The sequence below is a fragment of the Enterobacter sp. E1 genome, assembly GCF_016809815.1.
In the GTDB taxonomy this organism is placed as follows: Bacteria; Pseudomonadota; Gammaproteobacteria; order Enterobacterales; family Enterobacteriaceae; genus Enterobacter; species Enterobacter adelaidei.
In genome coordinates this window covers 1,217,750-1,231,236 of record NZ_JAFBJM010000001.1, presented here as the reverse complement: position 1 = coordinate 1,231,236, position 13,487 = coordinate 1,217,750, and the positions used below count along the sequence as shown (strand labels likewise).

General features: G+C 50.3%; 12 protein-coding genes, 1 tRNA gene and 1 pseudogene. 6 read left to right on the top strand and 8 right to left on the bottom strand.

What is annotated here, in order from left to right:
* Positions 1-16 precede the first annotated feature (16 nt).
* The gene (gene pepD / locus JGF26_RS06070; protein ID WP_108090738.1) at positions 17-1,474 is read right to left on the bottom strand and encodes a cytosol nonspecific dipeptidase; all 1,458 of its coding nucleotides are present in this window, start codon (positions 1,472-1,474) and stop codon (positions 17-19) included.
* 260 nt (positions 1,475-1,734) lie between these two features.
* On the opposite strand from pepD, the gene gpt reads away from it, so the two are divergent.
* The 3 genes from gpt (at position 1,735) to crl (ending at position 4,002) form a co-directional block, all read left to right on the top strand.
* Complete coding sequence (gpt, locus tag JGF26_RS06065) at positions 1,735-2,193, top strand: xanthine phosphoribosyltransferase (RefSeq protein WP_003863205.1); 459 nt, start codon at positions 1,735-1,737, stop codon at positions 2,191-2,193.
* Between the two features lie 105 nt (positions 2,194-2,298).
* Complete coding sequence (gene frsA, locus JGF26_RS06060) at positions 2,299-3,543, top strand: esterase FrsA (protein WP_134707175.1); 1,245 nt, start codon at positions 2,299-2,301, stop codon at positions 3,541-3,543.
* A gap of 57 nt (positions 3,544-3,600) precedes the next feature.
* Positions 3,601-4,002 (top strand): sigma factor-binding protein Crl, encoded by a 402-nt coding sequence (gene crl / locus JGF26_RS06055; RefSeq protein ID WP_114977848.1) that lies wholly within the window; start codon positions 3,601-3,603, stop codon positions 4,000-4,002.
* Between the two features lie 95 nt (positions 4,003-4,097).
* On the opposite strand, the gene phoE is transcribed toward crl, so the two are convergent.
* On the bottom strand, positions 4,098-5,150 hold the full coding sequence (gene phoE, locus JGF26_RS06050) for a phosphoporin PhoE (protein WP_134707176.1): 1,053 nt from the start codon (positions 5,148-5,150) through the stop codon (positions 4,098-4,100).
* A 304-nt stretch (positions 5,151-5,454) separates the two neighbouring features.
* Between phoE and proB the strand changes: the two genes are divergently transcribed.
* The 3 genes from proB (at position 5,455) to JGF26_RS06035 (ending at position 8,010) form a co-directional block, all read left to right on the top strand.
* Complete coding sequence (gene proB / locus JGF26_RS06045) at positions 5,455-6,558, top strand: glutamate 5-kinase (protein ID WP_028017715.1); 1,104 nt, start codon at positions 5,455-5,457, stop codon at positions 6,556-6,558.
* A gap of 11 nt (positions 6,559-6,569) precedes the next feature.
* A complete protein-coding gene (proA, locus tag JGF26_RS06040; RefSeq protein WP_134707177.1) occupies positions 6,570-7,823 on the top strand; it encodes a glutamate-5-semialdehyde dehydrogenase in 1,254 nt (417 codons plus the stop codon).
* Between the two features lie 111 nt (positions 7,824-7,934).
* Positions 7,935-8,010, top strand: a tRNA-Thr gene (locus JGF26_RS06035).
* Between the two features lie 186 nt (positions 8,011-8,196).
* Here JGF26_RS06035 and JGF26_RS06030 read toward each other — a convergent pair.
* The 6 genes and pseudogenes from JGF26_RS06030 to JGF26_RS06005 form a co-directional block, all read right to left on the bottom strand.
* Positions 8,197-8,622: a hypothetical protein gene (locus JGF26_RS06030; protein WP_128348688.1), complete on the bottom strand. Its 426-nt coding sequence runs from the start codon at positions 8,620-8,622 to the stop codon at positions 8,197-8,199.
* A complete protein-coding gene (locus tag JGF26_RS06025; RefSeq protein WP_238934147.1) occupies positions 8,600-8,920 on the bottom strand; it encodes a polymorphic toxin type 44 domain-containing protein in 321 nt (106 codons plus the stop codon). Before JGF26_RS06025 ends, JGF26_RS06030 begins: the two co-directional genes overlap by 23 nt.
* Positions 8,921-9,009: 89 nt before the next feature.
* Positions 9,010-9,501 (bottom strand): Hcp family type VI secretion system effector, encoded by a 492-nt coding sequence (locus tag JGF26_RS06020; RefSeq protein ID WP_128348689.1) that lies wholly within the window; start codon positions 9,499-9,501, stop codon positions 9,010-9,012.
* A 123-nt stretch (positions 9,502-9,624) separates the two neighbouring features.
* Positions 9,625-9,738, bottom strand: a pseudogene (locus tag JGF26_RS06015) (transposase); the annotation flags it as partial.
* A gap of 206 nt (positions 9,739-9,944) precedes the next feature.
* Positions 9,945-10,991, bottom strand: a complete 1,047-nt coding sequence (gene ansB / locus JGF26_RS06010) for an L-asparaginase 2 (RefSeq protein WP_108090734.1) — start codon at positions 10,989-10,991, stop codon at positions 9,945-9,947.
* A 551-nt stretch (positions 10,992-11,542) separates the two neighbouring features.
* Positions 11,543-13,474: a GGDEF domain-containing phosphodiesterase gene (locus JGF26_RS06005; RefSeq protein ID WP_134707178.1), complete on the bottom strand. Its 1,932-nt coding sequence runs from the start codon at positions 13,472-13,474 to the stop codon at positions 11,543-11,545.
* Positions 13,475-13,487 lie beyond the last annotated feature (13 nt).

The following is a 13,487-nucleotide window of genomic DNA, read 5'->3' as shown; positions in this document are numbered from 1 at the left end:
GGGCTGGGGGAGGGGGTTACTTAACAGGAATCGCTTTCAGCAGCTCAGTCAGCAGCGTCCAGTAATGACCCACGCTTTCGATATGAACCTGCTCATCCGGAGAGTGTGGCCCGGTAATGGTTGGCCCGATAGAGACCATGTCCATATTCGGATACGGTTTCTTGAACAGACCACATTCCAGACCCGCGTGGATCACCTGAATGTTCGGCGTGCTGTTGAACAAACGCTGGTAGGTTTCACGGACCAGTGCCATCACCGGAGAACTTGCATCCGGCTGCCAGCCAGGGTAACTGCCTTTAGCCGATGTTTTCGCACCGGCCAGCGTGCCCAGAGATTCCAGCATGCTCACCACGTACTCTTTGCCTGTGTCGATAAGTGAACGGATCAGGCAGATGATCTCTGCGCTGTCGTCACTCATGGTCACCACGCCCACGTTCAGAGAGGTTTCAACCACGCCTTTGGCCACGTCAGAGTTGCGGATCACGCCGTTTGGCGTCGCGTTCAGCAACTGAACGAAGGTGTCGCGGGACTGCGCGGTCAGCGCGGCTTTATCCGTGGAGACGGGTTCCAGCACCACGGTCAGATTTTTCTCTTTCGCCGACAGTTCGTTTTTCAGGATATCCAGATACACGCTGGAGAGTTTTTTCAACTCGTCCGCTTTCACCGCTGGTACGGCCACGGTGGTGAATGCTTCACGTGGGATCGCGTTACGCAGGGTACCGCCGTTGAAGTCTACCAGACGCAGATCCAGCTCAGCCGCATGGCCAGCCAGGAAGCGTGCCAGCAGTTTGTTGGCGTTGCCGAGACCTAAGTGAATATCACCGCCGGAGTGACCGCCTTTCAGCCCTTTCAGCGTCAGCTTGAAGGTCTGGAAGCCAGCAGGAATCGCTTCGCGTGACAGCGGCAGGGTAGAGATGAAATCAATCCCGCCCGCGCAGCCCATGTAGATCTCGCCTTCTTCTTCTGAGTCGGTGTTGATCAGAATATCTGCCTGCAGCCAGTTAGCCTGCAGACCGAATGCACCGTCCATACCCGCTTCTTCGGTCATGGTCAGCAGCACTTCCAGCGGACCATGTTCAACGCTGTCGTCCGCCAGCACGGCCAGTGCAGAGGCCATACCAATGCCGTTATCCGCGCCCAGCGTGGTGCCGCGTGCTTTCACCCAGTCGCCGTCGATGTACGGTTGAATCGGGTCTTTGGTGAAGTCGTGAACGGTGTCGTTGTTCTTCTGTGGCACCATGTCCAGGTGCGCCTGCAGTACAACCGGTTTGCGGTTCTCCATGCCAGCAGTTGCTGGTTTGCGGATCAGAATGTTACCAACCTGGTCACGTTCAGCATGCAGGCCTTTTTCCTTCGCCCAACCCATAATGTGTTCGGCAAGCTGTTCTTCATGGTAGGAAGGGTGTGGAATGGAACAGATTTTGGCAAAAATATCCCACAGTGGCTGCGGAGATAATTGAGACAGTTCAGACACGATAAGTCTCCTTGTCGATGCACTGCAAACAGGGTTGCAGGTCACAGGGTTAGCAGGTTAATAGTTACCACAAGTCAGACTTGCGAGATGAAACCGAGAATACCACTTTCTCCGCTGGCTGGTAGCATAAAGCATGTAAAAACTCGGGCTCAGGGCGCTAAACACTGGTTTTTAGTGCGTCAGATCTCTATAATCTCGCGCAACCTATTTCCCCCTCGAACACTTTTTAAGCCGTATAAAAACAGGCTGGGACACTTCACATGAGCGAAAAATACGTCGTCACCTGGGACATGTTGCAGATTCACGCCCGCAAACTGGCTGCGCGTCTGATGCCTTCCGAACAGTGGAAAGGCATTATTGCCGTTAGCCGCGGCGGTCTGGTACCGGGGGCGCTGCTGGCTCGTGAGCTGGGTATTCGTCATGTCGATACCGTCTGCATCTCCAGCTATGACCATGACAACCAGCGTGAGCTGAAAGTGCTGAAACGCGCGGAAGGTGACGGTGAAGGTTTCATCGTTATTGATGACCTGGTGGATACCGGTGGTACCGCTGTGGCCATTCGCGAAATGTATCCAAAAGCCCACTTCGTCACTATTTTCGCCAAGCCTGCAGGCCGCCCTCTGGTTGACGATTATGTGATTGATATTCCCCAGGACACCTGGATTGAACAGCCGTGGGATATGGGCGTGGTCTTTGTACCACCTATCTCTGGTCGTTAATTCCGAACCGTCATTATTTTAACGCCCGGTGATACCGGGCGTTGTTTTTTTTAGTCTGGCGCGCGTTACAATAGTCTCTATATGACGATTCATGGAGGCAACGTAATGACGCAGGCGAATCTCACCGAGACTCTCTTCAAACCCCGTTTCAAACACCCCGAAACGTCGACGCTGGTGCGCCGCTTTAATCCGGGGACCATGCCTGCCATCCAGTCTGCATTAGACGGTAAAAACGTGCCCCACTGGTATCGCATGATTAACCGCCTGATGTGGATCTGGCGGGGTATAGACCCCCGTGAAATTCTCGACGTGCAGGCTCGGATCGTCATGAGTGACGCCGAGCGCACCGACAGTGAACTCTACGATACCGTCGTGGGATACCGCGGTGGTAACTGGATCTACGAGTGGTCTAAACAGGCGATGCTCTGGCAGCAAAAAGCCAGCCAGGAAGAGGACGCCACGATCAGCGGCAAGCACTGGCTGCATGCTGCAAACCTCTATGGCATTGCCGCGTATCCGCATTTAAAAGGGGATGAACTGGCTGAGCAGGCTCAGGCGCTGGCGAATCGTGCCTATGAAGAGGCTGCTCAACGCTTGCCGGGGCGGATGCGCGAACTGGAGTTTACCATTCCTGGCGGGGCGTCCGTTACCGGATTCCTGCATATGCCTGAAGGGGAAGGTCCGTTCCCGACCGTCCTTATGTGTGGCGGGCTGGATTCACTACAGATCGACTATTACAGCCTTTATGAGCGTTACTTCGCACCAAAAGGGATCGCGATGCTAACGCTTGATATGCCGTCAATTGGCTTCTCATCCAAGTGGAAACTGACTCAGGATTCCAGTTTACTGCACCAGCATGCGCTAAAAGCGCTGGAGAATATTCCCTGGGTAGATCACACCCGTGTTGCCGCATTTGGTTTCCGTTTCGGGGCGAACGTCGCGGTGCGTCTGGCTTACATTGAATCATCCCGCCTGAAAGCCGTCGCCTGTCTTGGCCCGGTCGTTCACGCGTTGCTAAGCGATCCCGAACGTCAGGGCAGCGTACCCGAAATGTATCTGGATGTGCTGGCCAGCCGTCTTGGCATGCATGATGCATCAGACGAAGCGCTACGCGTTGAACTCAATCGTTACTCGTTAAAAACGCAAGGTCTGCTGGGACGTCGGTGTCCAACACCGATGCTATCAGGTTTCTGGAAAAACGATCCGTTTAGTCCGGAAGAAGAGTCCCGCTTAATCACTTCGTCATCTGCGGATGGTAAATTGCTTGAGGTGCCGTTCAGCCCGGTTTATCAGAATTTTGACAAAGCCTTGAAAGAGATCACGCGCTGGATCGCTCAGAGATTGTGTTAATAGATTGCTAAATTTTGCTGGTTTGGTAAAACAGTGGCTTCACAAAAGGAGATCGCAATGACGTTACCGAGTGGACACCCGAAAAGTAGACTGATTAAGAAATTTATGGCTCTTGGCCCGTATATTCGAGAAGAGCAGTGTGAAGAGAATCGCTTTTTTTTCGACTGTCTGGCTGTATGCGTCAACGTGAAGCCTGCACCCGAAAAACGTGAATTCTGGGGCTGGTGGATGGAAATGGAAGCAGAGGAAAAACGCTTTACATATAGCTACCAGTTTGGCCTGTTTAATAAAGACGGCAAATGGCAGGCCACCTCCATTAAAGATCAGGAAGTCATTGACCGCCTGGAATATACCCTGAAAGAGTTCCAGGACAAGGCAAGCGCGCTGCTGGCTACTTTGGATCTCAAGTTCGAGCCAGCGGATGACTTCTCCAGCGAAGCGGTGAAGCTGACTGCCTGATGGCTTTCTCCCTCTCCTTGTGGATGAGGGCATCATACCGCATTAATCCCGACCAAAAAAAACCGGCATTAAGCCGGTTTTTTTATTTCTCATAATCAGAACTGGTAAGTCATCCCCAGGGCAACGATGTCATCGCTGCTCACACCCAGTTTATTATTGTCATCAATCTGGTTGATTTTATAATCAACAAACGCAGACATATTTTTGTTGAAGTAATAGGTTGCGCCAACATCAATGTATTTCACCAGATCTTCGTCACCAATACCCTCGATATCTTTGCCCTTAGACTGGACATAACCCAGGGACGGACGCAGACCAAAGTCGAACTGATATTGTGCGACAACTTCAAAGTTCTGAGCTTTATTCGCAAAACCACCAGAAATTGGCGTCATATTGCGAGTTTCTGAATACATTGCTGCCAGATAAATATCGTTAGCATCATATTTCAGACCGGTTGCCCACGCTTCTGCTTTGTCGCCCTGGCCGCGAGTCAGCAGGTTCTGAGCATTGGTACGGTCAGAGTTGGTGTAGGCGCCGCTGATGGCGAAATCGCTGCCACCGAAGTCATACGTCAGAGAAGTACCAAAGCCGTCACCGTTCTGCTTCTTGGCGTCACGGTTTTCGTTTTTACCCTGGTATTGCAGCGTCATATCCAGACCGTCAATCGCACCGAAGAAGTCGGTGTTACGGTACGTGGCAAGGCCGGTGGCACGCTTGGTCATGAAGTTGTCGGTCTGCGCGGAAGAGTCACCGCCGAACTCAGGGAACATATCGGTCCATGCTTCGACGTCGTACAGTGCACCCAGGTTACGACCATAATCCAGGGAACCGAAGTTTTTCAGTTTCAGACCGGCGAAGGCCAGACGTGTTTTCTGTGAGGAATCACTTTCTGCTTTGTTACCCGCAAATTCAGATTCCCAGCGGCCATAGCCTGTCAGCTGATCGTTGATCTGCGTTTCGCCTTTAAAACCGAAACGCACGTAAGTCTGGTCACCATCTTTGGTGGCATCATCACTGATGTAGTGCATGGCTTTAACTTTGCCGTACACGTCCAGTTTATTACCATCTTTATTATAAACTTCAGCTGCGTGAACCGATGCAGAAGCCACGACGCCCATAACCACTAATGCCAGAGTGCTCTTTTTCATTTTCGATCCTGTCTTATAAACGCGCTAAAAAATTCGCTGGACGATAAGCTCATGCTTAAGTCCCGTGAAAAAACAGGAAGGGTTTTATCGTTCTGGAGTGAAACTTTTATGACAAACTAAGAATAATTTTAAAAAACTGTGATTTATTATTTCAGTAATAAAATTGTCAAACTTTGCCGCTACGCTTCCTGATCCCGAGCAATAAAGTGTTTCGTGATGTGCTATGGCAGTTGGCAACGGGGCTGACTCCTGTTAAAACGTTCGTTTGACATTACTTTCCCTTATCGTTGAACGGCAGAGAATCATGAGTGACAGCCAGACGCTGGTGGTAAAACTCGGTACCAGTGTTTTAACAGGCGGATCGCGCCGCCTAAATCGCGCCCACATTGTTGAGCTTGTACGTCAGTGCGCTCAGTTACATGCCGCAGGGCATCGTATTGTGATTGTAACCTCCGGGGCGATTGCCGCCGGGCGTGAACACCTTGGCTACCCCGAACTCCCCGCGACGATCGCCTCCAAACAGCTGCTGGCCGCCGTGGGACAAAGCCGACTGATTCAACTCTGGGAACAGTTGTTCTCTATTTATGGTATCCACGTCGGGCAGATGCTGCTGACGCGTGCGGATATGGAAGATAGAGAGCGTTTCCTGAACGCCCGCGATACCCTGCGTGCGTTGCTGGACAATAATATTGTTCCCGTCATTAACGAAAACGATGCCGTTGCCACCGCTGAAATCAAAGTGGGTGACAACGACAACCTCTCAGCGCTGGCCGCGATTCTGGCCGGTGCCGATAAATTACTGCTCCTGACCGATCAGCAGGGTCTGTTTACTGCCGACCCGCGCTCTAACCCTGAAGCCGAACTGATTACCGATGTACACGGCATTGACGATGCGCTTCGAGCCATCGCGGGCGACAGCGTGTCTGGCCTGGGAACCGGCGGCATGGGTACCAAGCTGCAGGCCGCTGATGTAGCGTGCCGCGCCGGTATCGACACCATTATTGCGGCGGGCAGCCGTCCTGGCGTCATTGGCGATGTGATGGAAGGCCTCTCCGTCGGCACCCGTTTCCACGCGCAGGAATCCCCGCTGGAAAACCGTAAACGCTGGATATTTGGTGCGCCTCCTGCTGGCGAACTCGTCGTTGATGAAGGGGCGACTGCCGCGATTCTGGAACGAGGGAGTTCATTACTTCCTAAAGGAATTAAAAGCGTGACAGGCAACTTCTCCCGTGGTGAAGTGATCCGCATCCGTAACCTCGAAGGTCGCGACATTGCCCACGGCGTAAGCCGCTATAACAGCGATGCCTTACGCCGCATTGCGGGTCACCACTCGCAGCAGATCGACGCCATCCTCGGCTATGAGTATGGCCCGGTTGCCGTGCATCGTGATGACATGATTATTCGTTAAGGAGCAAGAACATGCTGGAACAAATGGGCGCAGCTGCGAAAGCCGCCTCTTACAAACTGGCGCTCCTTTCCAGCCGCGAGAAAAATCGCGTGCTGGAAAAAATCGCTGATTATCTGGAATCGCAATCCGCTGAGATTTTGCGAGCTAATGAACAGGATCTGGCTGAGGCACGTGTAAACGGTCTGAGCGAGGCCATGCTTGACCGCCTGGCGCTGACGCCGGCGCGTCTGAAAGGTATCGCTGATGATGTCCGTCAGGTTTGCAATCTCGCCGACCCGGTTGGGCAGGTGATTGACGGTGGCCTTCTCGACAGCGGTTTACGTCTTGAGCGTCGCCGTGTGCCGCTTGGCGTAATCGGCGTGATTTATGAAGCTCGCCCAAACGTCACCGTTGATGTCGCATCCCTGTGTTTGAAGACCGGCAACGCCGCCATTCTGCGCGGTGGGAAAGAGACCTGGCGCACCAACGCCGCGACGGTAAAAGTCATTCAGCAGGCGCTGGAAGAGTGTGGTTTACCGGCGGGTGCCGTCCAGGCTATCGAGAGCCCGGACCGCGCGCTGGTGAACGAAATGCTGCGCATGGATAAATACATCGACATGCTGATCCCACGTGGGGGGGCGGGTTTGCACAAGCTCTGCCGCGAGCAGTCGACCATTCCAGTAATTACCGGTGGTATTGGCGTGTGCCATATCGTCGTTGACGACAGTGCTGAGATTGAGCCGGCGCTGAAGATTATCGTCAATGCGAAAACCCAGCGTCCAAGCACCTGTAACACCGTGGAAACGCTGCTGGTGCATCAGGGCATTGCAGATTCTTTCCTGCCAGCACTGAGCAAACAGATGGCGCAAAGCGGCGTGACGCTGCACGCTGATGCCGGCGCTCTGGCGCTGTTGAAAGATGGCCCGGCGACTGCGGTTCCAGTAAAAGCTGAGCAGTATGACGATGAATTCCTGTCTCTGGATCTGAATGTGAAGATTGTTGCCGATCTCGACGACGCGATTGCGCACATTCGTGAACACGGTACGCAGCACTCTGACGCGATCCTGACACGCACCCTGCGCAATGCCGATCGCTTCGTGAACGAAGTGGATTCCTCTGCGGTATATGTTAATGCCTCGACGCGCTTCACCGATGGCGGTCAGTTCGGGCTGGGCGCCGAAGTGGCTGTCAGCACGCAGAAATTGCACGCGCGCGGCCCGATGGGCCTTGAAGCACTGACCACTTACAAGTGGATCGGCTTTGGTGACGATACGATTCGTGCGTAAATAATCACGGGTGATGCAAAAATAGCCGTTTGATTCAAAAGGGCATTGACGCATCACCCGGATAGATCTAACCTTTTGCCCCGTGGTTACTCTCGTAACCGGCCTCTCAGGGCCGATATAGCTCAGTTGGTAGAGCAGCGCATTCGTAATGCGAAGGTCGTAGGTTCGACTCCTATTATCGGCACCATAAAAATCAAGTAGTTACCTGAAAAATCCCAAATCTCTTTCTTGCTTAAAAAAAACATGTAAGTGCTGGTGTAAGTGAATTAGGTCAATGGTGGTCAACAGTTTTAACTGCAAACAACAATGACACTATTGCTAAAGCCATAGCTATCGTTTTGCGTTATAGCCAGTTATCACACTGGCTATACTCTCAGTATGGCGATGAAGTCATGTAAACAGGAGCGGAGTAGACGGAACCTCGAACTAGGTAGGTCGCAGGACTCTGAAAGCTGTAGATAGTCCCTTTTACCGATAAATAGATCGCATTATTTTCGACCTTCTTCAATGCGTCTTTGTCCGTGGTGATCATGAAAGGCTCGTTATCATTCTTCAGACCCGCCATAAACGCTTTATCGTCTTTGGTTGCATCGCACAGATAGAAACGGTAGGAAAAGCCTGTGGTGGCTCCTGCACTCGCTTCCGTGATGTAGAGGTTAGCTAGGTTACTTATTTTCACCTTCTTGATAACCTTTTGCTCAAGTGGCGAGAAGTGCAGTACCTTGTAAACCCCAAAGGCGACAATAGCCAACAGGATCAGAAGTAGATACCGCTTCTTAAAAACCCGTGCGTTTTGCATAGTCGATACCCGCTCTTATCCAATACTGGTCGTTAGGATCATCACCGTAAGGCGCTGAGCCATACCAATCGCCAAAAGCTGGATCGGTTGTTCCTGCGCGACTTTGTGCCCATCCTGCGCCCCTAAGTAATACTTCGTCAGGAATCCCCGCAGCGTGACCAACAGCACCGTAATGGAAGTTTCCAAAACTCTCGAACTGTCTCCCGCGCTGTTTGTAATCCCACGGGCCATGCCCTCTTACCTGCTGATAGAACCAAGCATATGTAAGGGCTGACGGGCCACGGTGAAAGCGAGCCATCATCATGTTATTGACGATATTCACACCAGGTGGGGTGAAAGAGGACACATCAAACGGCGGATGAGGTGATGCCGCTAATGTTGGATACCTCACGCTTGCGCTCTCTCATTCCATGCATCGGTAAACTGTACGTTGCCATCGCAGTATTTCCAGGTGATTTTTTCATAACGAAGTTCTACACACTCAAGGTGGTTATGCTTCTCTTTGGCGGGATCTTTGGTGTCATGCATCACAGGTGAAACGCCGACAACTTTCACACCCTCAAGCTGGATATTGAAGTATTCCGCTTCCTGACCTGCATCGTTGATTTTGTACCATTTGAACTCCGCAGATTTGAGCGTTTGACCAGTGGCAACGGCTTTATAGAGGTAAGGGGAGGAGCTATCAAATTCTTTTTGGACAAGCACGGCTGAGTGTTTGCGGGTTCCAGTGATCTTTCCTGTCATTCCGTCAGTTGGAATACTTAGATTATGAGAAAACCCGGTGATCTCAATGCTGCCGTCGCGATCTTGGACATCTACAGACCCCTTAATGTCTGCGCCGCCGTCATCTTTAAGCCACAGATAAGCTGGTATAGCCATTTTCTTTTTTCCTCATGTTGTTATATAAACCATGAGAAAAGTGTACCTATTTAGCAGGAAGGGCAGTAAATGATCAAATGTAACAAAGTTATTAATGTAAGCGACGCTTAACTTTAGTTAAGAATAGCTGGCTTCAGAAATACCGGCTTCACGGCAGACATCCTTAACGGTACGTCCGGCTTCGACGGACTTCAGAACGGCAATGATCTGGTGTTCGGTGAATCGGGCTTTACGCATGGCAATCTCCTCCGGGGACATAATCAGTATGTCGGAAGATCTCTAAAAGTGAATGGTACGTTTTGCAGGGATACTTACATGAACTGTTTCTCACCGAATAAGTTCCTAAGTGCATTTGCCGGATAAAGCCATCCGGCAAACTGCCTGATAGCGCTGCGCTTATCAGACCTGAAAGTCAAAGTGGTAAGCGCAGCCGCCTTCAGCGATTAAAACTGATTAAACATTGTCTGGATCTGTTTCGGATCTTTAGTCTGCGTCAGCGCCAGTTGCAGCAGTACGCGTGCCTTCTGTGGGTTCAGGGAACCAGAGGCAACGAAACCGTATTTCGCATCATCGATTTCAGCATCCTGCGTGGTTGAACCCGTCGGTACGCGGGAAGAACGCACCACAACAGTCCCTTTATGCGCTGCGGTTGCCAGCGTATCGAAGACTGTTTTGTACAGGTTGCCGTTACCCACACCCGCGCTCACAATCCCATCATAACCGGCATCCACCAGCGCTTTTGCCGGCAGATCTGAAGCATTCGCGTAGTTATAGACGATACCGACCTTCGGCAGCTCATTCAGCTTAGAAACGTCGAACGGCGTGGAGGTGGTATGCTTACGCGCAGGCGTTCGCTGGTAGTCGATTTTACCGTTATGAATGTACCCCAGCGGTCCGTAGTTTACGGATTTGAAGGTCGCCACATCGGTGGTGTTGGTTTTGGTCACGTCGCGCCCGTCAAGCACGGTGTCATTCATCACCACCAGCACGCCACGGCTGGCAGAGGCTTTATCCGCCGCGGTCACCACCGCGTTATAGAGGTTGAACGGACCGTCTGCGCTCATCCCGGTAGACGGACGCATTGCGCCAACCAGCACCACTGGCTTGTTGCACTTCACGGTTAGATCGAGGAAATAAGCGGTCTCTTCCATGGTGTCTGTACCGTGGGTAATTACGAAGCCGTCGGTGCTGTCACACTCGTTATTGATCTTTTTCGCCAGCGTTAACCAGACGTCGTCGTTCATATCCTGCGAACCGATATTGACGACCTGCTCACCCTTAACGTTAGCGATATCCTTAAGTTGAGGAACGGCTTTGACCAGACTCTCTACGCCAACTTTGCCCGCCGTATAGTTAGATTTGGTTGCGGAGTCACCGCCACCGGCAATCGTCCCGCCGGTCGCTAAAATGGTAACGTTCGGTAAGGCGAGCGCTGCACCGCTGAAACCCATTACCAGTGCTGCCAGTGCCGTTTTCCTGAAAAACTCCATGTTATTTCTCCAGTTACGTGAATTTATCGCATTATCCCAACCTCATAGTTGAATAATGTGATTTCATTCAGTTAACCAGACAAATGTATTTTTTAGATTGTTAAATTTAGAGGTGGATGTCGCTTCCACCTGAACCACCAGCAAAATCGCCGTTGCTACGTTTCTGAAAAACCTGCCACAACCACTCTGAAAGGGTTTCCATCTTCCCAGCAGCACTTTCAGCAATACCCGTTTATTCCTCAACCCATCAATCAATACGACGTTCATCAAACCAGGCCACACTGAATTTGGCCACCTGAGCAGAGGTGATGGACTGACTCCGCATCGGTATTACCCATTTTAGTAGCTGATGGCACTCTCCTGCTGTGAGATAATGTGTACGTAAACGGTTTCGTACCGTTTTCGACACATATATCTTGATGGAATTGATGCCTGGTTTTTTCATTCTGGACGCCACCGTTCCCTGACGAGGCGTCTTTTTTTCCGTTACTAAAGCGTTAACGGATAATGAAAAAGTGCTGTGTAAAGCAGGAGAAAATGCTAAATGTGATTTAGCCGTTTTTGATTTTTAGGTCGACTTGAGATTGAGGTTTTCCGAACAGGTATCCCTGCACGAGATCGCAGCCAAGTGCCTGAAGACGTTCAAGCTGCGCTTCGGTTTCAACACCTTCTGCGATGACACTCATATTGAGGCTCTTCGCCATACCGGTTATCAATTTGACGATATTAAGCGCATCATCCTGTGTGGAAATAGGATTCACAAAGGATTTGTCTATTTTAATTTTATCAAAATTCAATTCACTCAGTCTTGAGAGCGACGAATATCCCGTTCCGAAATCATCGATGGAAATTTTTACACCCAGAGATCTGAGCTTTTTGAGGATAGTGATTGGCATGTTGCTGTCACTGAAAAGAGAAGATTCCGTCACCTCCAACTCGAGTCGGTTAGCCGGTAGTCCTGTCTCTTTAAGGATGGATTGCACCATCGTCGTAAATGATTTATTACCCAATTGAATAGGTGAGACGTTTACGGAGATCCTTGCCGGAATCGCCCATAACACAGCTTCCCGGCAGGCAAGCTCAAGCACAATTTTCCCGATCTGATTGATCATCCCGGTTTTTTCAGCGACAGAAATAAAGTAATCAGGTGACAGTATCCCCTTCACCGGGTGTATCCAGCGAATAAGCGCTTCATATCCGTAAATTTGATTGCTGAATGAATCGACAATAGGTTGGTAATATACAACGAACTCATGGTTATCGAGTGCTAGTGCCATGTCATGCTCAAGGGTTCTGCTTTCCTGCAATCTTTGCATCATCCACTGACGGAAGACTTTTATCTGCTGTGAACCTTCTTTTTTGGCTTCATAGAGCGCCAGATCGGCAAATTTATAGAGATAATCAGAGCGTCGTTCATTGTCTGATAAAACGATACCCACACAAGTGGCAATTTTTATCAGTTGGTTGTTAATAGTATAGGGCTGACTAATCTCATCGCTTATTTCTTTGGCTCGTGAGAGTGCCGCTGTTTCGGTTAAACCGCTGGACAGAAGTGCAAATTCATCTCCGCCCAGGCGGTAAAATGTCTCTGAATCGCAACTCATTGAAGTCAGACGGCGGGATACCTGACGTAACAGTAAATCGCCGGTATCATGGCCATAGGTATCGTTGACCTCTTTGAACCGGTCTAAATCAAATAACATTACCGTTACAGGGATATGGTTTTTATCTGCCTGAAGATTAATTTTGTTGAGATCGTCCCAGAAGTAAAGTCGGTTTTTCATCCCGGTGAGGGAGTCATGATAGACATCATATTCCAGCTTCGCATTCTGAATTTGCAGTGTTTCTTTTGATAACTGGAGCTCTTCAGCAAGGCTTTTAACCTGCATATGTGCTTTGAGAATATTTTTGTTCTGATAGATCATTAAAAATCCCAGGATAAAGCTTAATATCACCAGGAGCAATGAAAGAGCAGAGTAAATATAATAAAGTATCTGTATTTTCTTGTTGGATTCATTAACCGTGTTAATGTCTTTCGTTAGTGCCGTTGCAGAAAGCTGGCTTAGGGGCGCATCGAGCATATGCATATTTTTCAGGTATGCCTGTAACTCAGAATGGCTCATTTTCTCAAGATGACCATCCAGATAGTTCAGTATTTGCTCCACGCGTGAAGCGAGCTCCTGGTGCGTTTTATCGCTGTCAATATAGTGACCTAAATCTCCCCCTTTCATTAAATCGCCCTGACTCAGCATAATTTCAAGGCGCATGCGAACCTGGTCTATCGTAACGTCATCGGTATCGGTTGCGTATAGACCAAGCCATGATTCAAAACGGTAATACTCAGATACCAGTTGGGCCACCGACCAGGACTCAGTGTATTGAGTCAGTTTTTGCAACTCTTGCTGTCGATCATAAACAAGGTATGCAATATATCCTGTCGTGATAAAAAGAGAAAAAATGATACCAACCAGTATCCTGTTCATTATGTTCTCCTGA

Coding starts and splice junctions, on each gene's coding strand:
- JGF26_RS06025 (WP_238934147.1), bottom strand. CDS start 8,920: ATGGCTCGCTTTCACCGTGGCCCGTCAGCCCTTACATATGCTTGGTTC.
- proA (WP_134707177.1), top strand. CDS start 6,570: ATGCTGGAACAAATGGGCGCAGCTGCGAAAGCCGCCTCTTACAAACTG.
- JGF26_RS06005 (WP_134707178.1), bottom strand. CDS start 13,474: ATGAACAGGATACTGGTTGGTATCATTTTTTCTCTTTTTATCACGACA.
- JGF26_RS06030 (WP_128348688.1), bottom strand. CDS start 8,622: ATGCAAAACGCACGGGTTTTTAAGAAGCGGTATCTACTTCTGATCCTG.
- JGF26_RS06020 (WP_128348689.1), bottom strand. CDS start 9,501: ATGGCTATACCAGCTTATCTGTGGCTTAAAGATGACGGCGGCGCAGAC.
- gpt (WP_003863205.1), top strand. CDS start 1,735: ATGAGCGAAAAATACGTCGTCACCTGGGACATGTTGCAGATTCACGCC.
- phoE (WP_134707176.1), bottom strand. CDS start 5,150: ATGAAAAAGAGCACTCTGGCATTAGTGGTTATGGGCGTCGTGGCTTCT.
- proB (WP_028017715.1), top strand. CDS start 5,455: ATGAGTGACAGCCAGACGCTGGTGGTAAAACTCGGTACCAGTGTTTTA.
- crl (WP_114977848.1), top strand. CDS start 3,601: ATGACGTTACCGAGTGGACACCCGAAAAGTAGACTGATTAAGAAATTT.
- frsA (WP_134707175.1), top strand. CDS start 2,299: ATGACGCAGGCGAATCTCACCGAGACTCTCTTCAAACCCCGTTTCAAA.
- ansB (WP_108090734.1), bottom strand. CDS start 10,991: ATGGAGTTTTTCAGGAAAACGGCACTGGCAGCACTGGTAATGGGTTTC.